This window comes from Pseudomonas gessardii, from assembly GCF_001983165.1.
In the GTDB taxonomy this organism is placed as follows: domain Bacteria; phylum Pseudomonadota; class Gammaproteobacteria; order Pseudomonadales; family Pseudomonadaceae; genus Aquipseudomonas; species Aquipseudomonas gessardii.
Genome location: NZ_MNPU01000035.1, coordinates 44111 through 65752, shown reverse-complemented (window position 1 = coordinate 65752; position 21642 = coordinate 44111). Strand labels below are relative to the sequence as shown.

Below are 21642 nucleotides of genomic sequence, written 5' to 3'. Positions count from 1 at the left end.
ACGGAGAACCGGTCGAAAAAGCTCTCCGTACATGATTTTTCGGTCACTTTTCGTCCAATGACGCTGTAGGTGCCTGGAAAATTGCAACTTGCCGCGGCTGCACGACAAGTTGATCGGAGCATCCCTAGAGGCCGAGCGCGGTTCCAAGGCCCAGGTGGCTCGGGATTTACGCGATAAGTTGAATGATCTGCGTCAGAAACTGGGTGACGAGAAATTCAAGGAGATCCTCGAGTCACTGAAGCGGGGGGCTGCCGAAGACTGGCTCGCGCTTATGAAGAGGCTGTTTCCGGATCTGTTTCCGGATGAGCCTTCTCAACCCCCCTCTGCACCCCGATCCCCAGGTGGGCGTGGCGGCGGCGGAGGTGGGGGTGGCGGAGCAAACCCAGCTACTTTGGGGCCCAGGGAGAGTATGAGCAATAGGCCGCTTACCAAGGGCGCCCAATATCACGATTACAAGCTCGACAAGAGCAATCCCGGGAAAAAGCCCAGTATGGGGAGAGAACAGGGCAATATCTGGAGTGGCTTTTCTCAGAGTCAAGGAACTGGAAACTGCATCACGATTGCAGCTATCAAGGCTGCGATGATGAAGTTTGGCCAAGAACCCACCGATGTTTTCAGGGACGTGAGGGCAGCAGGTGATGGTTTTGATATACAGATGCGAGATGGGTTCCAGCTCCATTTGAGCAAGGATGAATTGAGGACGGCGGCAGAGGTGGCCCGGTTCGAGGGAGATGATCCGGCCTTGATGACTAGCGCGAACGTTATGTTCGCGGCTAGTGGCAAGCGAGCTCATATGGAAGGTAACAGGGCAGCATCCCCCCAGGAAAACGATGAGAATGCCAGAAGAAGCTATAGGGATGCGTTGGAAAGTTTAATGGATGGTGAGGGCGACCATGAGGGGTTGGACCGCCTGGGGCTTAAAGGTCTATACCGGCAGTCTTCACATCATGAGCTTGCTAGCGGTGGGTTGGGCATTATCAACTATAGCCAGCACTCGATGGCTGTCATTGGGGGGCAGGTAGAGCTAAATGGAGGCCGAGGCGGGCCGCCTCAGCAAGAGGAATATGGGCAAGCGTACATATTCATATAGAGCAGTAGTAAAACGAAAAAGCCCGTTAACCTTTTGGGTTAACGGGCTTTTAACAGCCTGCTCAGCTTACTGGCAAGCTTCGCAGTCCGGCTCGTCAATTGCACAAGCCTTTGGCACTGGCGCCGGGCCGGCAGGCGCTGCAAGCACCGAATCATCACCGTGGTTGCCGCTGGATACAGCGTTCAGCTTGCCGGTGTTGATGGTCGACTTCTCGGTGCTGGTCGCGGCCAGGGCACGGAGGTAGTAGGTGGTTTTCAGGCCACGGTACCACGCCATGCGGTAGGTCACGTCCAGCTTCTTGCCCGATGCGCCGGCGATGTACAGGTTCAGGGACTGGGCCTGGTCGATCCACTTCTGGCGACGGCTGGCGGCGTCAACGATCCACTTGGTGTCCACTTCAAACGCGGTCGCGTAGAGCTCTTTGAGTTCTTGCGGGATGCGCTCGATCTGCTGTACCGAACCGTCGTAGTACTTCAGGTCGTTGATCATTACCGAGTCCCACAGGCCGCGGGCTTTCAGGTCGCGGACCAGGTACGGGTTGATCACGGTGAATTCGCCCGACAGGTTCGATTTCACATACAGGTTCTGGTAGGTCGGTTCGATCGACTGCGACACGCCAGTGATGTTGGCGATGGTGGCGGTCGGTGCGATGGCCATGATGTTGGAGTTACGAATGCCTTTTTGCACACGGGCACGGACCGGCGCCCAGTCCAGGGACTCATTGAGGTCAACGTCGATGTACTTCTGGCCACGCTGCTCGATCAGGATCTGTTGCGAGTCCAGCGGCAGGATGCCCTTGGACCACAGCGAACCCTGGAACGTCTCGTAGGCGCCGCGTTCGTCGGCCAGGTCGCAGGAAGCCTGGATCGCGTAGTAGCTGACCGCTTCCATGGACTTGTCGGCGAACTCGACCGCAGCGTCCGAACCGTAGGGAATGTGCTGCAGGTACAAGGCATCCTGGAAGCCCATGATCCCCAGGCCCACCGGACGGTGCTTGAAGTTGGAGTTCTGCGCCTGTGGCACCGAGTAGTAGTTGATGTCGATCACGTTATCGAGCATGCGTACGGCGGTGTTGACGGTGCGCTGCAGCTTGGCGGTGTCCAGTTTGCCGCCCACGATGTGGTTCGGCAGGTTGATCGAGCCCAGGTTGCAAACGGCGATCTCGTCCTTGTTGGTGTTCAAGGTGATCTCGGTGCACAGGTTCGAGCTGTGGACCACGCCCACGTGCTGCTGCGGGCTGCGCAGGTTGCACGGGTCCTTGAAGGTCAGCCATGGGTGGCCGGTTTCAAACAGCATCGACAGCATCTTGCGCCACAGGTCTTTGGCCTGGATGGTCTTGAACAGCTTGATCTTGCCTGGGTACTGGGACAGGGCTTCGTAGTACTCGTAGCGTTCTTCAAAGGCCTTGCCGGTCAGGTCGTGCAGGTCTGGCACTTCGGAGGGCGAGAACAGGGTCCACGGGCCGTCATCGAAGACGCGCTTCATGAACAGGTCTGGGATCCAGTTGGCGGTGTTCATGTCGTGGGTACGACGACGATCATCACCGGTGTTCTTGCGCAGCTCGATGAACTCTTCAATGTCCATGTGCCAGGTTTCCAGGTACGCACACACAGCGCCTTTGCGCTTGCCGCCCTGGTTCACTGCTACGGCGGTGTCGTTCACGACCTTGAGGAACGGCACGACGCCCTGGGACTTGCCGTTGGTGCCCTTGATGTACGAACCCAGTGCACGCACCGGGGTCCAGTCGTTGCCCAGGCCGCCGGCGAATTTGGACAGCATGGCGTTGTCGTGGATCGCGTGGTAGATACCCGACAGGTCATCCGGCACGGTGGTCAGGTAGCAGCTCGACAGCTGTGGACGCAGGGTGCCGGCGTTGAACAGGGTCGGGGTCGACGACATGTAGTCGAAGGACGACAACAGGTTGTAGAACTCGATCGCACGGTCTTCCTTGTGCTTCTCTTCGATCGCCAGGCCCATGGCCACGCGCATGAAGAACACTTGCGGCAGCTCGAAGCGGATCCCGTCCTTGTGGATGAAGTAACGGTCATACAGGGTTTGCAGGCCCAGGTAGGTGAACTGCTGGTCACGCTCGTGGTTGATCGCCTTGCCGAGTTTTTCCAGGTCGAAGGTGGCTAGGATCGGGTTCAGCAATTCAAATTCGATACCCTTGGCGATGTAGGCAGGCAGGGCCTTGGCGTACAGGTCGGCCATTTCGTGGTGGGTAGCGCTCTGGGCGACGTTCAGGAAGCCCAGGCCTTCGGCACGCAGGGTGTCCATCAACAGGCGGGCGGTGACGAACGAGTAGTTCGGCTCACGCTCGACCAGGGTACGGGCGGTCATCACCAGGGCGGTGTTGACGTCGGTCAGGGCCACGCCGTCGTACAGGTTCTTCAGGGTTTCACGCTGGATCAGGTCGCCATCGACTTCTTCCAGACCTTCGCAGGCTTCGGTGATGATGGTGTTCAGGCGGCCCAGGTCCAGCGGCGCGAACGAACCATCAGCCAGGGTGATGCGGATCGACGGGTGGGCTTTCACGGCTTCGGCGGACGGCGCGTGTACAGCACGTTCCTTGGCGCGCGAGTCACGGTAGATCACGTAGTCGCGGGCCACTTTCTGCTCGCCGGCACGCATCAGGGCCAGTTCGACCTGGTCCTGGATTTCTTCGATGTGGATGGTGCCGCCCGAGGGCATGCGACGCTTGAAGGTCGCGGTGACTTGTTCGGTCAGGCGGGCAACGGTGTCGTGGATACGCGACGAAGCGGCAGCGGTGCCGCCTTCAACTGCAAGAAACGCTTTGGTGATGGCGACGGTGATTTTGTCATCGGTGTAAGGAACGACAGTGCCGTTACGCTTGATCACGCGCAATTGGCCGGGCGCGGTGGCGGACAGATCCATATTTGAATCAGCAGCCTGCGGCACGGAGCCTTGCGGGTTCTCGCGAGTTGTGTCGGTTTGCATGGGGGGTTGTCTCCACATTCTATATTTATTTGGGCACCATCACGGTGCCCACCGTTCCGTCCTGAAGCACTTACAACAGGCCTGGGCCTGGCATAACAACCTCGGGACAGGAGGAAGGGAGCTGTTCGCGCCGCTTCCATGCCGAAGTCTTCGGCGCCGAGCCTCACGCTCTTTGCCGTATTCCTGCTGGGTGTCGCTTGTATTGCAACACCCGTACCGCTTTCTCCCATTCGGGCTTGAAAACAGCAGCCATCCGCGTGCGCGGTTTGGGCTTTCGAAAAAGGTTTAAGTTCCACCAAACAGGAGCAAGAAAGCACTTGAGTTTCTTGTCTGATTTGTGTTTGGTCTTTTCGCTTCAAACCCTACATGTAGGGTTTTTTCGGCGACGGGCTACAAGATAATGCGTTTTGGGGGGCTTAGCAACGCACGACCTGTGGATAACGCTGTGGGTAAAATGTGTATGAAAGGTGGACCCGCCGTGTAGGCCGCAGTACTGCTGCATCGCACCGTTTGTCACCGAATATTCCAAGCTGAAAACACCCGGCTGGATTTTTGCGGGCGCGAACCCTATCACAAAAAAACGCGATCACCGAATGCATTTCCTGGCTTGTGTTTGAGGGCTGGGCCATGGCTACAATCGGCCTTTTATTCCTACACGGTTATGCCCTTTGTGCATGACAAATTAGGTCCGGCTGGCAAGGATCAAAATGTGGGAGCTGACAAGCCCACTCCCACATTTGAACCTGTGCAGTCCTGACAAAGCACTTATAAAAACGAGGACCACCCGTGGAGCAAGAAGCCTGGCAGGTATTGATTGTCGAGGACGACCAGCGTCTGGCTGAGTTGACCCGTGACTACCTGGAAAGCAACGGCCTGCGGGTCTCCATCGAAGGCGACGGCGCCCTGGCGGTGGCGCGGATCATTGCCGAGCAGCCGGACCTGGTGATCCTCGACCTGATGCTGCCCGGTGAAGACGGCCTGAGCATCTGCCGCAAGGTGCGCGAGCGCTACGACGGGGCGATCCTGATGCTCACCGCGCGCACCGACGACATGGACCAGGTCCTGGGCCTGGACATGGGCGCCGACGACTATGTGTGCAAGCCGGTGCGCCCGCGCCTGTTGCTGGCACGGATCCAGGCCTTGTTGCGGCGCAGCGAAAGTACCGAGCCCGTGGCCCCGGAAAAACAGCGGCGCCTGCAATTCGGCCCGTTGGTGGTGGACAACGCCTTGCGCGAAGCCTGGCTGCACGACGGTGGCATCGAGCTGACCAGCGCCGAATTCGACCTGTTGTGGCTGTTGGTGGCCAATGCCGGGCGCATCCTGTCCCGGGAAGAGATCTTCACCGCCCTGCGCGGCATCGGCTACGACGGCCAGGACCGTTCCATTGATGTGCGTATCTCGCGGATCCGCCCGAAAATCGGCGACGATCCCATCCATCCGCGCCTGATCAAGACCATTCGCAGCAAAGGCTACCTGTTCGTCCCCGAAGCCTGCGCCGCTAGGCTGTCATGAACTCGATCTTCCTGCGCATCTATGGCGGCATGTGCGCGGCGCTGATCCTGGTGGCCCTGCTGGGCGTCCTGGCCCTGCACCTGCTCAATGAAGTGCGCAGCGGCCAGTATCGCGAGCGCCTGGCCCACGGCACGTTTGCCCTGATGGGCGACAACCTGCAACCGATGAGCAGCATCGAGCGCCAACGCGCCCTGGCGGTGTGGGAGCGTTTGCTGGGGATTCCCTTGCAACTGCAGGCGGTGGCGGATGCCCGCCTGGACCTGAGCCAACGCAACCGCCTGCAGCGCGGCCAGGTCCTGGTGGAGCAGACCGGGCCCCATGCGGCCCGGGTGTTGCGCCTGGTCAGTGAAAAAGAGCAACTGCTGCTCAGCGGCGAAGTGCAGCAGATCAGCGAGCAACTGGCCCGGGCCACCATTTATTTGCTGGCCGACGAACTGGTGCGGTTTCCGGTGGCCGAGCAGCCGCAACGGCTGGCCGATCTGAAAGAGGCCAAGGGTTTCGGCTTTGAAATGCACCTGCTGAAACTGGACGCCGCCGATATGGACGAAGACCAGCGGCGACGCGTGGCCGAAGGCGATACGGTGATGGCCCTGGGCAAGGGCGGCGACTCGATCCGCGTGTTTGCCGGTATGGTCGGTACGCCATGGGTCCTGGAAATCGGCCCGCTGTACCAGATGAACCCTTACCCGGCGCAATGGCTGGTGCTGATTGCCCTGATCGGCCTGACCTTGATCGGCCTGATCGTGTATTTACTGGTGCGCCAACTGGAGCGCCGCCTGCGCGGGCTGGAAGCGGCCGCCACGCGGATCGCCAAAGGCAACCTGGAAGCCCGGGTGCCGGCGCGTGGGGCCGACTCGGTAGGGCGCCTGGCGGCGGCCTTCAATGGCATGGCCGAGCACTTGCAGCGCTTGTTGGCGATCCAGCGCGAACTGGTGCGCGCGGTGTCCCATGAATTGCGCACGCCGGTGGCGCGCCTGCGGTTTGGCCTGGAGATGATCGGCGACGCCGCCACGCCCGAAGCCCGGCGTAAATACATGGAAGGCATGGACAGCGATATCCAGGACCTCGACGGCCTGGTGGATGAGATGCTCACCTATGCGCGCCTGGAGCAGGGCTCGCCGGCCCTGAGTTTCCAGCGGGTCGACCTGAGTGCCTTGCTCGACCAGGTGATCGGCGAGCTGGCGCCCTTGCGGCCGGGGATCAAGGTGGCGCGGGGCGTGTGCCTGTCATCGGCGCACCTGGACGCCGCCTGGGTCGATGCCGAACCACGCTACCTGCACCGTGCCCTGCAAAACCTGGTGAGCAATGCCATGCGCCATGCCCAGTCGCGGGTGCTGATCAGCTACCAGGTGGGCCAGGTGCGTTGCCGTATCGACGTCGAAGACGATGGCCCGGGCGTGCCGGAAAGTGCCTGGGAGCGCATCTTCACCCCCTTCCTGCGCCTGGATGACAGCCGCACCCGCGCCTCGGGCGGGCATGGCCTGGGTTTGTCGATTGTGCGGCGGATTATCTACTGGCATGGCGGGCGGGCTTTGATCAGCAAGAGCAACAACCTGGGCGGCGCTTGCTTCAGCCTGAGTTGGCCGCGGGACCAGGACAAGACTTGAGACCGACATCGCAGGCAAGCCAGCACACATTTTGATGTGTGAACACCGTCAAATGTGGGAGCTGGCTTGCCTGCGATAGCTATCTATCAGGCGCCGACAGCTACCAGGCTCAACAACTGCCCTTCATGCACCACAAACTGCCCCTCCAGCTCCTTGCCATAACACCACTCACTGGACAAATCCGTCAGCAATCGCAAGCGCAAAAATCCTGAATCGGACCACTCCACCACTTCTGCATGCTCAAAATAGAAGCGCTTGTGCACAATCGGATAGAGCGCCTTGAACAGGCTTTCCTTGGCCGAAAACGTCAGGGTCACTAGCTGCGCAATCTGCTCCCGGGGCCCTTTGGCCATGCGTTGCAGCTCATCCGGGGTAAGGATTTCCCCCGCCAGGCGCTCGGCCCGTTCAAGGGGCAGCAGGTTCTCCAGGTCCATGCCCAGCCCGCGCCATTGCGCCTTATGCCCGACGATGGCCGCCGCATGCCCGGTGCTGTGGGTGATCGAGCCGCTGATATGGCCGGGCCACACCGGGGCACGGTCCTCGCCAATGGCCGGGATGCAGTCCAGGCCTTCGAGCCGTTGCAAGGCGGCGCGGGCGCACAGGCGGCCGGCGAGGAACTCGGCCTGGCGCTTGGCCACTGACCGTTGGATGCTGGCCGGCGGCGGCACGGCGCAGCGCTGAAAATCGCTGGCCTCAAGCAATGTGGGCTCGAAGCGGGTGCTCAGCAACACCGTGCCGGACAGGGCGGTGGGTAGCGGCCAATGGTCATCAAGTGGGGTGCAGCAGGCGGGTATCGGGTTCATGCCGGCTATTCTGCATGGGGCGGGGCCTGCCTGGGTAGCCCGTCGGTTCAGACTGTGTTCAGTTCAACCGCCGTAAACTGCGCAAGCATACCGTCAGGGCCGCTATGATGGTTCCCTGCGGGACAGTGGATTGGCCTTGGAGAGCGTTATGAAATTGCTGGTTGTCGAAGATGAGGCGTTGTTGCGCCATCACCTGTTGACCCGTCTTGGTGACAGCGGTCACGTGGTCGAAGCCGTGGCCAATGCCGAAGAGGCGCTGTACCAGACCGGGCAATTCAATCATGACCTGGCGATTATCGACCTGGGCCTGCCGGGGATGGGCGGCCTGGACCTGATCCGCCAACTGCGGACCCAGGCCAAGACCTTCCCGATCCTGATCCTCACCGCGCGCGGCAACTGGCAGGACAAGGTCGAAGGCCTGGCCGCCGGGGCCGACGACTATGTGGTCAAGCCCTTCCAGTTTGAAGAACTGGAGGCGCGGATGAACGCCCTGTTGCGCCGCTCCAGCGGTTTTACCCAGTCGACCATCGTCGCCGGCCCATTGCTGCTGGACCTCAATCGCAAACAGGCGTCCCTCGACGAACAGCCCCTGGCGCTGACGGCCTATGAGTACCGGATCCTCGAATACCTGATGCGTCATCACCAACAAGTGGTGGCCAAGGATCGGTTGATGGAACAACTCTATCCCGATGACGACGAGCGCGACCCGAACGTGATCGAAGTACTGGTCGGCCGCCTGCGTCGCAAGCTCGAAGGCCCGGCTGGGTTCAAGCCCATCGACACCGTGCGCGGCCTGGGCTACCTGTTTAACGAGCGCTGCCGTTGATCCGTTCGCTTCGTCTGCGCCTGATGCTGGCGGCCACCACCCTGGCCGTGTTGTTCATGCTGGCGCTGTTGCCGGCCATGCAGGGCGCGTTCAGCCTGGCGTTGCAGGATGCCATCGAGCAGCGCCTGGCGTCCGATGTGACCACGCTGATCTCTGCCGCGCGGGTCGATAACAACCGCTTGCTGATGCCGGCGCAGTTGCCCGACGAGCGTTTCAACCTGACCGACAGCCGCCTGCTGGGCTATATCTATGACCGTGAAGGCCATCTGGTCTGGCGTTCGCGGGCGACTCGAGAAGAAAACATCAATTACCGGCCGCGCTACGACGGGCGCGGCAACGAGTTTGCGAAGATTCGCGAGGCCAACGGCCAGGAATTTTTCGTGTATGACGTCGAGGTCAAGCTGCTGGGGGGCAAGAGCGCGGCGTTCAGCATCGTCGCCCTGCAACCGGTGCGCGAATACCAGGTGACCCTGGAAGGCCTGCGGGAAAACCTCTACCTGGGCTTTGGCGCCGCCTTGCTGGTGTTGTTGAGCCTGTTGTGGATCGGCCTGACCTGGGGCTTGCAGGCCTTGCGCCGGCTGAGCCAGGAGCTGGATGAAATCGAAGGCGGCACCCGCGAAAGCCTCAGCGAGCAACACCCACGGGAGTTGCTGCGCCTGACCGGTTCCCTCAACCGCCTGCTGCACAGCGAGCGCGAGCAGCGCACCCGCTACCGCGATTCCCTGGACGACCTGGCCCACAGCCTGAAAACCCCCCTGGCAGTGCTGCAGGGCGTGAGTGAAGACATGGCCCAGCGCCCCCGGGACCTTGGGCAGGCGCGGGTCCTGCAGTCGCAGATCGAGCGCATGAGCCAGCAGATCAGCTACCAGTTGCAGCGCGCCAGCCTGCGTAAAAGTGGCCTGGTGCGTCACCAGGTGCGCCTGCGCCCGGTGCTGCAAAGCCTGTGCGACACCCTGGACAAGGTCTACCGCGACAAGCGTGTGCGCGTATCTTTTGCGCTGCCGGAGCAATGCGACGTGCCCATCGAACAGGGCGCGTTGCTGGAGTTGCTTGGCAACCTGCTGGAAAACGCCTACCGCCTGTGCCTGGGCGAAGTGCGCGTGACCCTGGATGAAGGGGCCGATGGGGTGCGCCTGTGCATCGAAGACGATGGCCCCGGCGTGCCCCCCGACCAGCGCGCGCGGATCCTGCAGCGCGGCGAGCGCCTGGACCGCCAGCATCCGGGGCAGGGGATTGGGCTGGCGGTGGTCAAGGACATTATTGAAAGCTATGGCGCGCGGTTGACCCTGGGGGATTCGCCTTTAGGGGGGGCGGCGTTCAGGATTCATTTTCCGGCCGTGTGATCCTTGTTGGATTTGCCGGCCGCATCGCCGGCAAGCCAGCTCCCACATTTTGATTTGTGAACACCGTTAATGTGGGAGCTGGCTTGCCTGCGATGGCGCCCGCCCAAACACCACCTCCCTCAACTCTCCTGCGCCCGATAAGCCCCCGGCGTCACCCCTGTCCACTTCTTGAATGCCCGGTGAAACGCCGAAGGCTCGGAAAACCCCAACTGCTCGGCAATCTCCTGCAACGACAAATCCGCCCGCCCCAGGTGAAAAATCGCAATATCCCGGCGCAATTCATCCTTGAGTGCCTGGAAACTGGTGCCTTCCTCGCGCAAATGCCGGCGCAGGGTCTGCGGGCTGATATGCAGGTGCTGCGCCACGGCCTCCAGGTCTGGCCACGGCGTGCGGTCGCGGCTGAGCAGGCGGCGTATCTGACTGCTCAGGCTGTCGCCTTCGTCGGGCCGGGACAGCAGGTCGGCGGGGGAGCGTTCAAGGAAGTGCTTGAGGGTGCGCTCATCCTGGAGCAGCGGCAGGCTCAGGTAGCGGCTGTGGAACACCAGGCTGCTGCTGGCCGCGCTGAACACCAGGGGGCAGGGGAACAGCAGGTCATATTCGCTGGCATGGGCCGGCATCGGGTAGCGGAAGCTCGCTTGCTCCAGGCGGATACGCTGGCCGATCAGCCAACTGCCGAGGCGATGCCAGATCACCAGCAGGCTTTCGCTCAAAAAATGATCCGGGTCCCACAGTTGCGAGTCATCCAGGCTCAGGCGCGCCATGTCGCCCTCACGGCTCAGGCGCCAGCGCGGCCCCTGGGGGAACAGGCTGTAGAACAACAACCCGCGTTCCAGTGCCTTTTCCAGGGTCCGGCAATGGATCAGCGCGTGGCACATCATGGCAAAGGTGCCGCGCTTGCTCGGTGCGTCGGCGAAGCCCAGGTACTCGTCATCCAGGGCCCGCCACAACATCTGCAACAGCCGCGTGAACTGCTCCGGGGCGATACGCGCGCGGGGCTCTGCCAGCAGTTCCGGGGTAATGCCCAGTTGCTGCAACAGCGTCGAGCAGTCGTAGCCGGCCCGGCGCGCGCCGCCCAGGGCCGCACGGGCGTAATGACTGGCGATGGTGCGTTCGCGCATGCGGGGGCCTCGTCCATTGAGTGGCCGATGGTAGCCATCATGCCTTGGGGGGACAAGGCGGATATCCGCCAAATTGTAGGACGAGATCGGGGCGCTGGGCGGATATCCGCCACCTGTGTGCCTCCGGGAAACCGCCGTTGCTAGCCATCGACCCCCGTGGTTTAAGGGCTCCAGGGCTTTTCAGGAAAGTGGCACGCCGTTTGCGATAAGGAGTACAGACCTGCCAGCCCGCAGTTCGCCAAAACAAATCCCTCCAGTGCAGGAGGGTTCGCAATTCAAGTGTCGTGGGCCATGGCGGATATTTGCCCCACGGGACTCTTGAGGAAACTTTGCAATGACGACTCGTCAGCCGTTCTACAAAACCCTGTACTTCCAGGTAATCGTTGCCATCGTTATCGGTATCCTGCTCGGTCACTTCTACCCACAGACCGGTGTGGCCCTCAAGCCATTGGGTGACGGCTTTATCAAGCTGATCAAAATGGTCATCGCCCCGATCATCTTCTGCACCGTGGTCAGCGGCATCGCCGGCATGCAGAACATGAAGTCGGTGGGCAAGACCGGCGGCTACGCGCTGCTGTACTTTGAAATCGTGTCCACCATCGCCCTGCTGATCGGCCTGGTCGTGGTCAACGTGGTGCAGCCAGGCGCTGGCATGCACATCGACGTTGCGACCCTGGATGCCTCGAAAGTCGCGGCCTACGTCACTGCCGGTAAAGACCAGAGCATCGTTGGCTTTATCCTCAACGTGATCCCCAACACCATCGTCGGCGCCTTTGCCAACGGCGATATCCTGCAAGTGCTGATGTTCTCGGTGATCTTCGGTTTTGCCCTGCATCGCCTGGGTGCCTATGGCAAGCCGGTGCTGGACTTCATCGATCGTTTCGCCCACGTGATGTTCAACATCATCAACATGATCATGAAGCTCGCGCCAATCGGTGCCCTGGGCGCCATGGCGTTCACCATCGGGGCCTACGGTGTCGGCTCGCTGGTGCAACTGGGCCAGTTGATGATCTGCTTCTACATCACCTGCGTGCTGTTCGTGCTGGTGGTCCTGGGTGGCATCTGCCGCGCCCACGGCTTCAGCGTCCTGAAACTGGTGCGCTACATCCGTGAAGAACTGCTGATCGTCCTGGGGACTTCCTCCTCCGAGTCCGCACTGCCGCGCATGCTGATCAAGATGGAGCGCCTGGGCGCGAAGAAGTCGGTGGTAGGTCTGGTGATCCCGACGGGCTACTCCTTCAACCTTGACGGTACTTCGATCTACCTGACCATGGCTGCCGTGTTCATCGCCCAGGCGACGGACACCCACATGGACATCACCCACCAGATCACCCTGCTGCTGGTGCTGTTGCTGTCCTCCAAAGGTGCTGCGGGCGTGACTGGGAGTGGCTTTATCGTCCTGGCCGCAACCCTGTCGGCGGTTGGCCACCTGCCGGTTGCCGGCCTGGCGCTGATCCTCGGTATCGACCGCTTCATGTCCGAAGCCCGCGCCCTGACCAACCTGGTCGGTAACGCCGTAGCGACCATCGTCGTCGCCAAGTGGGTCAAGGAACTGGACACTGACAAGCTGCAAAGCGAGCTGGCGTCCGGCGGTACCGGTATCTCCGAAACCCGCGAACTGGATGACCTGGGCGTGGCCGAAGGCCCGGCCCCGGCCATCAAGTAAACGCTGGCGCAGCCCTGAAAAACCCATCTTCGGATGGGTTTTTTTATGGGCGCACGAGCACAACGGTCACTGTCGATGATGCTTACGGTAATTGCCGCTGTTGCCCAAGGCTGACTACTCTGTGCCCCATCGAACTGGAATCGGAGCTCCCATGTCAGGCCCCTTGGCGTCCCTTAAAGTGCTGGATTTCTCGACCCTGCTGCCGGGGCCTTTTGCTTCGCTGCTGTTGGCAGACATGGGCGCCGAGGTGCTGCGCATCGAATCCCCCACGCGCCTGGACCTGCTGCGGGTGTTGCCGCCCCACGATCGAGGGGTGTCGGCCAGCCATGCCTACCTCAACCGCAACAAGCGCAGCCTGGCCCTGGACCTCAAGCAGCCCGAGGCGTTGGAGATCGTGCGGCAATTGGTGGCCGACTACGACATTGTGCTGGAGCAGTTCCGCCCCGGAGTCATGGAGCGCCTGGGGTTGGGGTATGAAGCGTTGAAGGCGATCAACCCGAAGCTGATCTATGTGTCCATCACCGGCTACGGCCAGACCGGCCCCTACAAGGACCGCGCCGGGCATGACATCAACTACCTGGCCCTGTCCGGCGTCGCCAGCTATACCGGGCGCCAGGACAGCGGCCCGCTGCCCCTGGGCGTGCAAGTGGCGGATGTGGGCGGTGGCTCGTTGCATGGGGTGGTCGGCCTGCTCGCGGCAGTGATTGCGCGCCAGCACAGTGGGCTGGGCCAGTACCTGGATGTGAGCATGACCGACTGCGCCTTCAGCCTCAACGCCATGGCTGGCGCGGCCTACCTGGCCTGTGGCATGGAGCCCGGGCGTGAAGACCAGGTGCTCAATGGCGGCAGTTTCTACGACTACTACCGTTCGCGGGACGGGCGCTGGTTATCCGTGGGCAGCCTGGAGCCGGGGTTTATGCAGCAACTGTGTGGCGCGCTGGGGCGCCCGGAATTGGCGGCCCAGGGCCTGTCACCCAAGCCCGAACAGCAAAAGGCCCTCAAGCAGGCATTGCAGATGGAGTTTGAGCGACACAGTTTTGAGGAGCTGTGTGCGCTGTTTGCCGGGGTCGATGCTTGCGTGGAGCCGGTGCTCAGCCTTGGGGAAGCCCTGGAGCATCCGCAATTAAAGGCCCGGGAGCTGGTGAGCCAGGTGCCCCGTGGGGATGGCTCGTTCCAGGCGCAGATGGCGTGCCCGCTGAAGTTTTCCGAGGGGGTGCCGGCACCGAGGCATATCGGGGCGGCGGTGGGGGCGCACAGTGATGAAGTGTTGGGGGAGTTGGGTTTCAGTACCCAGCGGATCGCTGAGCTGCGGGGGGCCAAGGTGGTGGGGTAGTGGCTGTTTTGGCTCCATCGCAGGCAAGCCAGCTCCCACATTCTGATTTGTGAATACATTCAAATGTGGGAGCGGGCTTGCCCGCGATGGGGCCGGTGAAGTCCCCCCAAAACCTCACTCCACCCGCGTCTCCCCAGTAAACACCAACGTCCCCCGGCACCTGCGGCACACATACCGTCGCCCCTGGTTCACCAACCCATGGCGCTGGGCCGAGAACGGAAAGTCACTGTCGGCACACGGGCACCGGTAGATATAACGGGTCACCCGTCGGCGCTGGATCTCATAGGTATGGCAACGGTCGGGGGGCAGTTCGTAGACCCCGCGCATAATCAATTGCCATTCCTCGCCATGGGGCTGGATGCGCTCGCCGAACAATTGGTGGGCGATCAGGTGCGCCACTTCGTGGGCCACCGTCTGTTTGAGGAAGTGTTGGCTGTTTTCCCGGTACAACTGGGGGTTGAAGCGCAGCAGGTTCTCGTGCAAATGCGCGACACCGGCTTTCTGCCCACGCAGCTTGAGGCTGACCTGGGGGCGTTTGAAACTTCGTTTGAAAAAGGATTCGGCTTGCAGGAAACAATCTTCGACGCGGGTATTGAGTTGCTCGGGCATGCTGTACATATCTCCAGAGACCCCCAGTATGCCGCATCCAAGGGGGTTTCCGAATCTGCCAGGCGCCGAATGGTCATGCATCACGCACAAAGCCACCTTGCGGTGGCTGTTCCTGCGGTTAAAAAACGGCTAGTTGGTGTAGATCGGCCCCACGCCCAGGCCCCAGACAATCACGGTAAACGCCATGATCGCCACCAGGACCACCAGGCCGACGGCCAGTACCGAGCTGGAAAACAGGAAGCCTTCGTCCGGGTCGATGCTCATGAAGGTTGGCAGCCCCACATACAGCAGGTACACCGTGTAGCAGATGGCGGCCGTGCCCACGACCATGCCCAGCCACATATGCGGATACAGCGCGGCCAGCCCGCCGATAAACAGGGGGGTGGCGGTGTAGGTGGCAAATGCCACGCAGCGTGCCATGCTCGGATTGGCGTCATAGGTGCGCGCCATCCAGTGAATGAAGGCGCCCATCACCGCAACGCCGCCGAGCATCGCCAGGTACGACATGATGGTCATCCACAACGCGCTTTCCTGGGTCAGCATGACCGGGGCGCGATTGCCGATGACCCAGCCGACCTGGGTGGTGCCGATAAACGCCGACACGGCGGGGATCGCCGCGAGAATCAGCGTGTGAGTCAGGTACATGTGGCCGATGCTTTCCTCTTTATCGCCACGAATTTCCCGCCATTCCTGGTCGGGATGGGTGAAAAGCCCCACGACGTGATGGATCATGCCAGTCACTCCTGTCGTTATTGCCATCGCCCCCCAAGCGGAGCGCCCGCCGGCCAAGTGGCCTGAAAGGTCTGGATATGTGTGCGACCTTATGTCGCAGTATAGGAAGTGATAGCCAGGAAAAGTGGGGGGCTTTAGAGCAAATCGCGCTGTAAACACGGGGCTTAATCGCGCCTGGGTCTGTGACGTGGAATGCAGTCCCCTGTGGGAGCTGGCTTGTCGGGTCGCCGCATCGCTGCGATGGCGGTGGGTCAGTTGCCAGAAACAGTGGCTGGACTGCCGCTATCGCGGGCAAGCCCCTCCCACATTGGAACTCGGTGCGCCATACCGCTAAAATACCCGGCTTTTCGTCACAACCTTTTTCGCGGATCCAAGCGCCATGGGCACCCTTACCGTCAATCAGAACAAACTGCAAAAACGCCTGCGGCGCCTGGCCGGTGAGGCTGTCGCTGACTTCAACATGATCGAAGAGGGCGACAAGGTCATGGTCTGCCTGTCCGGCGGCAAAGACAGCTACACCCTGCTGGATGTGCTGCTGCACCTGCAAAAGGTCGCGCCGATCAAGTTCGACATTGTTGCCGTCAACATGGACCAGAAGCAGCCCGGGTTCCCCGAGGACGTGCTGCCGGCCTACCTCAAGGCCTTGGGCATCGAGTACCACATCGTCGAGAAAGACACCTATTCAGTGGTCAAGGAACTGATCCCGGAAGGCAAGACCACCTGCTCGCTGTGCTCGCGCCTGCGCCGTGGCACGCTGTACACCTTTGCCGATGAAATCGGCGCGACCAAGATGGCCCTGGGGCATCACCGCGATGACATCGTCGAGACCTTCTTTCTCAACATGTTCTTCAACGGCTCGCTCAAGGCCATGCCGCCCAAGCTGCGTGCCGACGACGGGCGCAACGTGGTGATCCGCCCGCTGGCGTATTGCAACGAGAAGGACATCCAGGCCTACTCCGACTTCAAGCAATTCCCGATCATCCCCTGCAACCTCTGCGGTTCCCAGGAGAACCTGCAGCGCCAGGTGGTCAAGGACATGCTCCAGGAGTGGGAGCGCAAGACGCCGGGGCGCACCGAGAGCATCTTTCGCAGCTTGCAGAACGTGATCCCCTCGCAGCTGGCCGACCGTAACCTGTTTGACTTCACCAGCCTGCGCATCGACGAAACCGCGGCGTCGCGCTTCGTCAACGTTGTGAACCTCTGAGCCTTTTCCAGGCTCTGACAGACGGCGCTTATGGGCGCCGTTTTCATTTCAACCCGTAGGAGAGGGCATGCGCGATTACAAATGGCTGCACGAATACTGTCTGAACCGCTTTGGTTCGGCGGCCGAGCTGGAAGCCCACCTGCCCGTGCCCAAGACGCCGGCGCAATTGCGCCAGATCAGCGATGACCGCTACCTGTCGACCCTGTCGCTGCGGGTGTTTCGTGCCGGGCTCAAGCACAGTGTGGTGGACGCCAAATGGCCGGCGTTCGAGGAGGTGTTTTTCGGCTTCGATCCCGAAAAAGTCGTGCTGATGGGCGCCGAGCACCTTGAGCGGCTGATGCAGGACACACGGATCATCCGCCACCTGGGCAAGCTCAAGAGCGTGCCGCGCAATGCGCAGATGATCCTCGATGTCGAGCAGGAGAAGGGCAGCTTCGCGGCGCTGATTGCCGACTGGCCGGTGACCGAGATCGTCGGCTTGTGGAAATACCTGAGCAAGCACGGCCATCAACTGGGCGGGCTGTCGGCACCGCGCTTTTTGCGCATGGTGGGCAAGGACACGTTTGTGCCGAGTTATGACGTGGTTGCGGCGCTGAATGCGCAGGAGATTGTCGACAAGGCCCCCACCAGCCTGCGGGACCTGGCGACGGTGCAGGCGGCGTTCAACCAATGGCACGCCGAGAGCGGGCGGCCGATGTGTCAGTTGTCGATGATGTTGGCTTATACGGTCAATCATTGAGATCGAGGTGCTGCCATCGCAGGCAAGCCAGCTCCCACAGGGGGATGCATTCCAAATGTGGAAGCTGGCTTGCCTGCGATGGGACCTGATCGGCCCCACAAAACCCTCAGGCTGGCTGACCTTCCCCCGCCAACCGCCGATTCAGCTGGAACCGCCAGCGTACATATAGCAGCGCCGTGCAGAACACCGCCAGGCTCGCCAGCATCTCCAGCACGCCAAACCACTGGCGGTTCGGGTCATAGGCCGCCAGGGCGCCCTTGATGAAGTACAGGTTCACCACAAAGCACATCCACGAATGCCCGCGCGCGCTGCCCATGAGCATGCCCGGCGCGAGGATCAGCAACGGCACCAGTTCGATCAGCAAGATCACCCAGGGGCGTGCGCCATGCAGGTCGGCGACCAGCAGGTAGTAAACGCAGAGCAGCCCCACCAGGCCCAGGAACGCCAGCAGGCTCAAGGCCCGTGCCAGCTTGACCCGGGGTTCCAGCCAGGCCTGGGCCGGCAGGACTTTAGGCTTCTTGGCCACGGCCACTCTCCAGTTTTGCCGCGGTCTTCGCCAGGCGCAGGCCCAGGGCACGGCATAGGGCGATTTCATGAGCGTCCAGGGCGCGTTTACCGTCGGCGCCGGAATGGTGGCTGGCGCCGTAGGGCGTACCGCCGCCCTGGGTGTCGAGCAACGCCTGTTCGCTGTAGGGCAGGCCGGTGATCAGCATGCCGTGGTGTAGCAACGGCAGCAGCATCGACATCAGGGTGGTTTCCTGGCCGCCGTGCAGGCTGGCGGTTGAGGTGAAGACCCCAGCCGGCTTGCCGACGAGGGCGCCAGTCAGCCACAGGTTGCTGGTGCCGTCGAGAAAGTACTTCAACGGCGCGGCCATGTTGCCAAAGCGCGTCGGACTGCCCAGGGCCAGGCCCGCGCAGTGCTTCAGGTCGTCGAGGCTGGCATACAGCGCGCCTTCGGCCGGGATGCTCGGCGCGACGGCCTCGCACTCGCTGGAGATCGCCGGCACGGTGCGCAGGCGCGCTTCCAGGCCGCCTTGCTCGATGCCCCGGGCAATCTGCCGGGCCATTTCGCTGACCGAGCCGTTGCGGCTGTAATACAACACCAGAACGTAAGGCACGCTCACGGCAGCAGTTCCAGGATATTTTCCGGTGGCCGGCCAATCACGGCTTTGTCGGCGGTGGCCAGGATCGGCCGTTCCATCAGTTTGGGATGGGCGGCGATGGCGGCAATCAATTGCGCCTCGCTGAGGCTGGCGTCGTCCAGGTTGAGGGTCTTGTATTCGTCTTCGCCGCTGCGCAGCAGTTGTCGGGCGCCGACTCCCAGCTTGGCGAGCAGGGCTTCAAGCTGCGCGGCGTCCAGCGGGGTTTCCAGGTAGCGCACGACGTTCGGCGTGAGGCCTCGGGCCTCGAGCAGTTCGAGCGCACCGCGGGATTTCGAGCAGCGCGGGTTGTGATAAAGCGTCAGATCGGTCATGTGCGGGTCGCATCTTGCGTAAGGTGGCGGGTATTCTACCTGCGCTGCGGGCTGTCCTTAAACCGTAAGAGGCGATCGGCCGCAGCCTACGTTCATTTTTGCTAAGGAATACCCCATGACACGGCGACTGATAGGCGCACTGGCAGTTATCACCACACTCCTGCTCAGCGGTTGCGGCAATGATTATGGCGTTGACCAATACGGCCAGAAAGTCGCGGCCGAGCGCATCGACAAGCAATGGCTGGTGATCAATTACTGGGCCGAATGGTGTGGCCCGTGCCGCATCGAGATCCCCGAGCTCAACGCCCTGGCCGAGCAGCTCAAGGGCCAGCCGGTGAGTGTGTTTGGCGTCAACTTCGACAATGTGCAGGGCGAAGAGCTCAAGAGCGCCAGCGAGAAGCTGGGCATCAAGTTCACCGTATTGGCGCAGAACCCCGAGGCCATTTTCGAGATTCCGCGCAGCGAAGTCTTGCCGGTGACCTACATCATCGATGACAAGGGCAAGGTGCGGGCGCAGATGCTGGGCGAGCAGACGGCGGCGGGGGTACTGGCCAAGCTCAAAGCGTTGCGCGGCTGACCCCTTGCGATCTCTGTAGGAGCGAGCTTGCTCGCTCCTACAAGGGCTGGATCAACCTTCTTCCAGCCACAAACGCAGTGGCTTGCCCTCGGCAGGCCAGAAACGGGTCTGTTCGATGGGCGAGATGTCCCAGCGCTGCACGGTTTGCAGGGCCTTGAAGAAGCGCTGTTCCTGCTCCATCAGGGCTTCGGCACACAACTTGCGGGTGCTGCCGATCTTGCCGAAGCTGAGTGTGTCACCGTCCAGGCTGTACGGCGCGAACCAATGGTTGCAGCCGCCATTGCCATAGGCCCGGCCATCGGCGCCAAGGGTCACGGTCAGGTGGGCGTAGTCCATCAGGGGCCGTTCGCCGATCCACTCCACGATATAGCTGTGATCCTGCTTGAGCTTGACTTCATCGCTGGCGCAGCCGGCAAGGCCTGCACCCAGCGCTGCGAGCACCAGCAGGCTCTTCATGGCGCGGCCTGCTGGCATTTCGGGCAACGGTGCTTGTCGCCGACCGTGGCCCAGCCCAACTCGGCAATGCGCGCCGTGGCGGCCGGTTGCAGCGGCTCCTTGGTCAGCTTGGTTTCTACCGCGAACTCAAACTCCAGCACGGCCTCGCAACTGTCGCAATTGGCCTTCCAGGTGTGAATTTCCAGCTCGCCGAACTTCGGCCCTTGCGCCATGGCTACCCATTGCCCGGCCGGGCGGATGGAGTAGCGCGCATCGCCTTCGACGGTCAGGCGCATCGACAGGCTCTTGCTGCCGCGCAAGGTGACGATCAGCACATCGCCATGCTTGATCGAACCACCATTGCCGGTGACTTGATAACGCCCCGGCACCAGGGCGCGGCATTCGATCAGGGTGTGTTGTGGGCTCAGCAAACTGAAGCGGAAATCGTGTTCGGCCATGGATCCTCCAAATAGGCGCGGCATCCTATCATGCTCGTCTGTTTACCATGCGCGCGGTATGTGACCGTTGATCATCCGTGCACCAGGTTTTGTGGCTGGCCGCCGGCCCAGGCCTGGATATTGGCCAGGGTGGTCCCGGCAATCGCCGCCAGGGCCTCGCGGGTGAGGAAGGCCTGGTGCGCGGTGATGATTACGTTGGGGAAGGTCAGCAGGCGTGCCAGTACATCGTCCTGCAAGGGCAGGTCCGAGCGGTCTTCAAAAAACAGCTGGGCCTCTTCCTCGTACACATCCAGGCCCAGGTAGCCCAGTTGCCCGTCCTTGAGCGCTTCGATCAGCGCGGGGGTGTCCACCAGGCCACCGCGCCCGGTATTGATCAGCATCGCCCCCGGCTGCATATGGGCCAGGGATTGCGCATTGATCAGGTGCTTGCTGTCGGCGGTCAGCGGGCAGTGCAGGCTGATGATCTGCGCCTCGGCCAGCAGTTGGGGCAGGCTGACATAGTGCGCGCCAAGGGCTTCGACCTGCGGATTGGGATAGGGATCGTACGCCAGCAAGGTGCAGCCAAAACCGGCCATGATCTTGGCAAAGGTCGCGCCGATCTGCCCGGTACCCACTACGCCCACGGTCTTGCCCACCAGGTCGAAGCCGGTCAGGCCGTGCAGGCTGAAGTCGCCGTCGCGGGTGCGGTTATAGGCGCGGTGCAGGCGACGGTTAAGGGCCAGCACCAGCGCGACCGCATGTTCGGCCACCGCGTGGGGCGAGTACGCCGGCACCCGCACGATGGTCAGGCCCAGGCGCTTGGCGGCGGCCAGGTCCACATGGTTGTAGCCGGCCGAGCGCAGGGCGATCAGCTGTGTGCCGCCGGCGGCCAGGTGTTCGAGCACTGGGGCGCTGAGGTCGTCGTTGATAAAGGCACAGACCACTTCATGTTTGTCGGCCAGGGCCACGGTGTCGAGGTTCAGGCGTGCCGGCTGGAACTGCAGCTCCAGGCTGGTGGGCAAGGGTTCGGCAAGAAAGCTGTCACGGTCATAGGTCTGGCTGCTGAAGAGGATGATGCGCATCAAGGGGCTCCCTGCAAAATAGCGTGTGGTGACACAAATCCTGTCGGCGCCAGCTTACCGGCACCGACAAGATAGGTTGCCCGTCATTGGCGTTGGG

Annotated in this window: 21 protein-coding genes; 10 read left to right on the top strand and 11 right to left on the bottom strand. The window is 61.9% G+C overall.

The window, feature by feature from the left end; all coding sequences use genetic code 11:
* Nucleotides 1-88 precede the first annotated feature (88 nt).
* The gene (locus tag BLL38_RS21055) at nucleotides 89-1090 is read left to right on the top strand and encodes a hypothetical protein (protein WP_242627625.1); all 1002 of its coding nucleotides are present in this window, start codon (nucleotides 89-91) and stop codon (nucleotides 1088-1090) included.
* A 66-nt stretch (nucleotides 1091-1156) separates the two neighbouring features.
* On the opposite strand, the gene BLL38_RS21050 is transcribed toward BLL38_RS21055, so the two are convergent.
* Nucleotides 1157-4048, bottom strand: a complete 2892-nt coding sequence (locus BLL38_RS21050; protein ID WP_076964184.1) for a ribonucleoside-diphosphate reductase subunit alpha — start codon at nucleotides 4046-4048, stop codon at nucleotides 1157-1159.
* 786 nt (nucleotides 4049-4834) lie between these two features.
* On the opposite strand from BLL38_RS21050, the gene BLL38_RS21045 reads away from it, so the two are divergent.
* Both BLL38_RS21045 and BLL38_RS21040 read left to right on the top strand, forming a co-directional pair.
* On the top strand, nucleotides 4835-5560 hold the full coding sequence (locus BLL38_RS21045; RefSeq protein ID WP_076964183.1) for a response regulator: 726 nt from the start codon (nucleotides 4835-4837) through the stop codon (nucleotides 5558-5560).
* Nucleotides 5557-7167, top strand: a complete 1611-nt coding sequence (locus tag BLL38_RS21040) for an ATP-binding protein (RefSeq protein WP_076964182.1) — start codon at nucleotides 5557-5559, stop codon at nucleotides 7165-7167. The genes BLL38_RS21045 and BLL38_RS21040 overlap by 4 nt, the downstream gene beginning before the upstream one ends.
* Before the next feature lie 86 nt (nucleotides 7168-7253).
* On the opposite strand, the gene BLL38_RS21035 is transcribed toward BLL38_RS21040, so the two are convergent.
* Entirely contained in the window at nucleotides 7254-7970 is a 717-nt protein-coding gene (locus BLL38_RS21035; protein ID WP_076964181.1) for a 4'-phosphopantetheinyl transferase family protein, read from the bottom strand.
* Between the two features lie 148 nt (nucleotides 7971-8118).
* Here BLL38_RS21035 and BLL38_RS21030 point away from each other — a divergent pair, with 148 nt between their 5' ends.
* On the top strand, nucleotides 8119-8796 hold the full coding sequence (locus tag BLL38_RS21030; RefSeq protein ID WP_076964180.1) for a response regulator transcription factor: 678 nt from the start codon (nucleotides 8119-8121) through the stop codon (nucleotides 8794-8796).
* Nucleotides 8793-10139: an ATP-binding protein gene (locus BLL38_RS21025; RefSeq protein ID WP_076964179.1), complete on the top strand. Its 1347-nt coding sequence runs from the start codon at nucleotides 8793-8795 to the stop codon at nucleotides 10137-10139. Before BLL38_RS21030 ends, BLL38_RS21025 begins: the two co-directional genes overlap by 4 nt.
* Nucleotides 10140-10258: 119 nt before the next feature.
* Here the strand turns inward: BLL38_RS21025 and BLL38_RS21020 are convergent, their stop codons facing one another.
* Nucleotides 10259-11257, bottom strand: coding sequence for an AraC family transcriptional regulator (locus tag BLL38_RS21020; RefSeq protein WP_076964178.1), 999 nt, complete (start codon nucleotides 11255-11257; stop codon nucleotides 10259-10261).
* 334 nt (nucleotides 11258-11591) lie between these two features.
* On the opposite strand from BLL38_RS21020, the gene BLL38_RS21015 reads away from it, so the two are divergent.
* Nucleotides 11592-12923, top strand: coding sequence for a dicarboxylate/amino acid:cation symporter (locus BLL38_RS21015; RefSeq protein ID WP_076964177.1), 1332 nt, complete (start codon nucleotides 11592-11594; stop codon nucleotides 12921-12923).
* A 151-nt stretch (nucleotides 12924-13074) separates the two neighbouring features.
* On the top strand, nucleotides 13075-14256 hold the full coding sequence (locus BLL38_RS21010; protein ID WP_076964176.1) for a CaiB/BaiF CoA transferase family protein: 1182 nt from the start codon (nucleotides 13075-13077) through the stop codon (nucleotides 14254-14256).
* Nucleotides 14257-14370: 114 nt separating this feature from the next.
* Here BLL38_RS21010 and BLL38_RS21005 read toward each other — a convergent pair whose 3' ends face one another.
* Together BLL38_RS21005 and BLL38_RS21000 are read right to left on the bottom strand one after the other, a co-directional pair.
* Nucleotides 14371-14865, bottom strand: a complete 495-nt coding sequence (locus BLL38_RS21005; protein ID WP_076964188.1) for a SprT family zinc-dependent metalloprotease — start codon at nucleotides 14863-14865, stop codon at nucleotides 14371-14373.
* Nucleotides 14866-14994: 129 nt separating this feature from the next.
* Complete coding sequence (locus BLL38_RS21000) at nucleotides 14995-15597, bottom strand: Yip1 family protein (RefSeq protein WP_076964175.1); 603 nt, start codon at nucleotides 15595-15597, stop codon at nucleotides 14995-14997.
* A 379-nt stretch (nucleotides 15598-15976) separates the two neighbouring features.
* Between BLL38_RS21000 and ttcA the strand changes: the two genes are divergently transcribed.
* Complete coding sequence (gene ttcA, locus BLL38_RS20995; RefSeq protein ID WP_076964174.1) at nucleotides 15977-16801, top strand: tRNA 2-thiocytidine(32) synthetase TtcA; 825 nt, start codon at nucleotides 15977-15979, stop codon at nucleotides 16799-16801.
* Nucleotides 16802-16868: 67 nt separating this feature from the next.
* Nucleotides 16869-17540, top strand: a complete 672-nt coding sequence (locus tag BLL38_RS20990; protein ID WP_076964173.1) for a DNA-3-methyladenine glycosylase I — start codon at nucleotides 16869-16871, stop codon at nucleotides 17538-17540.
* A 106-nt stretch (nucleotides 17541-17646) separates the two neighbouring features.
* Here the strand turns inward: BLL38_RS20990 and BLL38_RS20985 are convergent, their stop codons facing one another.
* From BLL38_RS20985 to arsC, 3 genes are read right to left on the bottom strand one after another with little or no spacing between them, the layout of a single operon-like run.
* Nucleotides 17647-18066, bottom strand: coding sequence for a DUF2069 domain-containing protein (locus BLL38_RS20985; protein WP_076964172.1), 420 nt, complete (start codon nucleotides 18064-18066; stop codon nucleotides 17647-17649).
* Nucleotides 18050-18664, bottom strand: coding sequence for an NAD(P)H:quinone oxidoreductase (gene wrbA, locus BLL38_RS20980; RefSeq protein ID WP_076964171.1), 615 nt, complete (start codon nucleotides 18662-18664; stop codon nucleotides 18050-18052). The genes BLL38_RS20985 and wrbA overlap by 17 nt, the downstream gene beginning before the upstream one ends.
* Nucleotides 18661-19014: an arsenate reductase (glutaredoxin) gene (arsC, locus tag BLL38_RS20975; protein WP_076964170.1), complete on the bottom strand. Its 354-nt coding sequence runs from the start codon at nucleotides 19012-19014 to the stop codon at nucleotides 18661-18663. Before arsC ends, wrbA begins: the two co-directional genes overlap by 4 nt.
* 115 nt (nucleotides 19015-19129) lie before the next feature.
* On the opposite strand from arsC, the gene BLL38_RS20970 reads away from it, so the two are divergent.
* Entirely contained in the window at nucleotides 19130-19591 is a 462-nt protein-coding gene (locus BLL38_RS20970) for a TlpA disulfide reductase family protein (RefSeq protein ID WP_076964169.1), read from the top strand.
* 51 nt (nucleotides 19592-19642) lie between these two features.
* Here the strand turns inward: BLL38_RS20970 and BLL38_RS20965 are convergent, their stop codons facing one another.
* The 3 genes from BLL38_RS20965 to BLL38_RS20955 all read right to left on the bottom strand — a co-directional run bounded on the left by BLL38_RS20965 (nucleotide 19643) and on the right by BLL38_RS20955 (nucleotide 21545).
* The gene (locus tag BLL38_RS20965; protein WP_076964168.1) at nucleotides 19643-20047 is read right to left on the bottom strand and encodes an META domain-containing protein; all 405 of its coding nucleotides are present in this window, start codon (nucleotides 20045-20047) and stop codon (nucleotides 19643-19645) included.
* Nucleotides 20044-20484, bottom strand: coding sequence for a hypothetical protein (locus BLL38_RS20960; RefSeq protein WP_076964167.1), 441 nt, complete (start codon nucleotides 20482-20484; stop codon nucleotides 20044-20046). Before BLL38_RS20960 ends, BLL38_RS20965 begins: the two co-directional genes overlap by 4 nt.
* Before the next feature lie 71 nt (nucleotides 20485-20555).
* The gene (locus BLL38_RS20955) at nucleotides 20556-21545 is read right to left on the bottom strand and encodes a 2-hydroxyacid dehydrogenase (RefSeq protein ID WP_076964166.1); all 990 of its coding nucleotides are present in this window, start codon (nucleotides 21543-21545) and stop codon (nucleotides 20556-20558) included.
* Between the last annotated feature and the right edge of the window lie 97 nt (nucleotides 21546-21642).

Excerpts from the sequence above, each read along its gene's own strand:
- BLL38_RS21050 (WP_076964184.1), bottom strand. The coding sequence starts at position 4,048 with ATGCAAACCGACACAACTCGCGAGAACCCGCAAGGCTCCGTGCCGCAG.
- BLL38_RS21040 (WP_076964182.1), top strand. The coding sequence starts at position 5,557 with ATGAACTCGATCTTCCTGCGCATCTATGGCGGCATGTGCGCGGCGCTG.
- BLL38_RS21035 (WP_076964181.1), bottom strand. The coding sequence starts at position 7,970 with ATGAACCCGATACCCGCCTGCTGCACCCCACTTGATGACCATTGGCCG.
- BLL38_RS21030 (WP_076964180.1), top strand. The coding sequence starts at position 8,119 with ATGAAATTGCTGGTTGTCGAAGATGAGGCGTTGTTGCGCCATCACCTG.
- BLL38_RS21020 (WP_076964178.1), bottom strand. The coding sequence starts at position 11,257 with ATGCGCGAACGCACCATCGCCAGTCATTACGCCCGTGCGGCCCTGGGC.
- BLL38_RS21015 (WP_076964177.1), top strand. The coding sequence starts at position 11,592 with ATGACGACTCGTCAGCCGTTCTACAAAACCCTGTACTTCCAGGTAATC.
- BLL38_RS21010 (WP_076964176.1), top strand. The coding sequence starts at position 13,075 with ATGTCAGGCCCCTTGGCGTCCCTTAAAGTGCTGGATTTCTCGACCCTG.
- BLL38_RS21005 (WP_076964188.1), bottom strand. The coding sequence starts at position 14,865 with ATGCCCGAGCAACTCAATACCCGCGTCGAAGATTGTTTCCTGCAAGCC.
- BLL38_RS21000 (WP_076964175.1), bottom strand. The coding sequence starts at position 15,597 with ATGATCCATCACGTCGTGGGGCTTTTCACCCATCCCGACCAGGAATGG.
- ttcA (WP_076964174.1), top strand. The coding sequence starts at position 15,977 with ATGGGCACCCTTACCGTCAATCAGAACAAACTGCAAAAACGCCTGCGG.
- BLL38_RS20990 (WP_076964173.1), top strand. The coding sequence starts at position 16,869 with ATGCGCGATTACAAATGGCTGCACGAATACTGTCTGAACCGCTTTGGT.
- arsC (WP_076964170.1), bottom strand. The coding sequence starts at position 19,014 with ATGACCGATCTGACGCTTTATCACAACCCGCGCTGCTCGAAATCCCGC.
- BLL38_RS20970 (WP_076964169.1), top strand. The coding sequence starts at position 19,130 with ATGACACGGCGACTGATAGGCGCACTGGCAGTTATCACCACACTCCTG.
- BLL38_RS20965 (WP_076964168.1), bottom strand. The coding sequence starts at position 20,047 with ATGAAGAGCCTGCTGGTGCTCGCAGCGCTGGGTGCAGGCCTTGCCGGC.
- BLL38_RS20960 (WP_076964167.1), bottom strand. The coding sequence starts at position 20,484 with ATGGCCGAACACGATTTCCGCTTCAGTTTGCTGAGCCCACAACACACC.
- BLL38_RS20955 (WP_076964166.1), bottom strand. The coding sequence starts at position 21,545 with ATGCGCATCATCCTCTTCAGCAGCCAGACCTATGACCGTGACAGCTTT.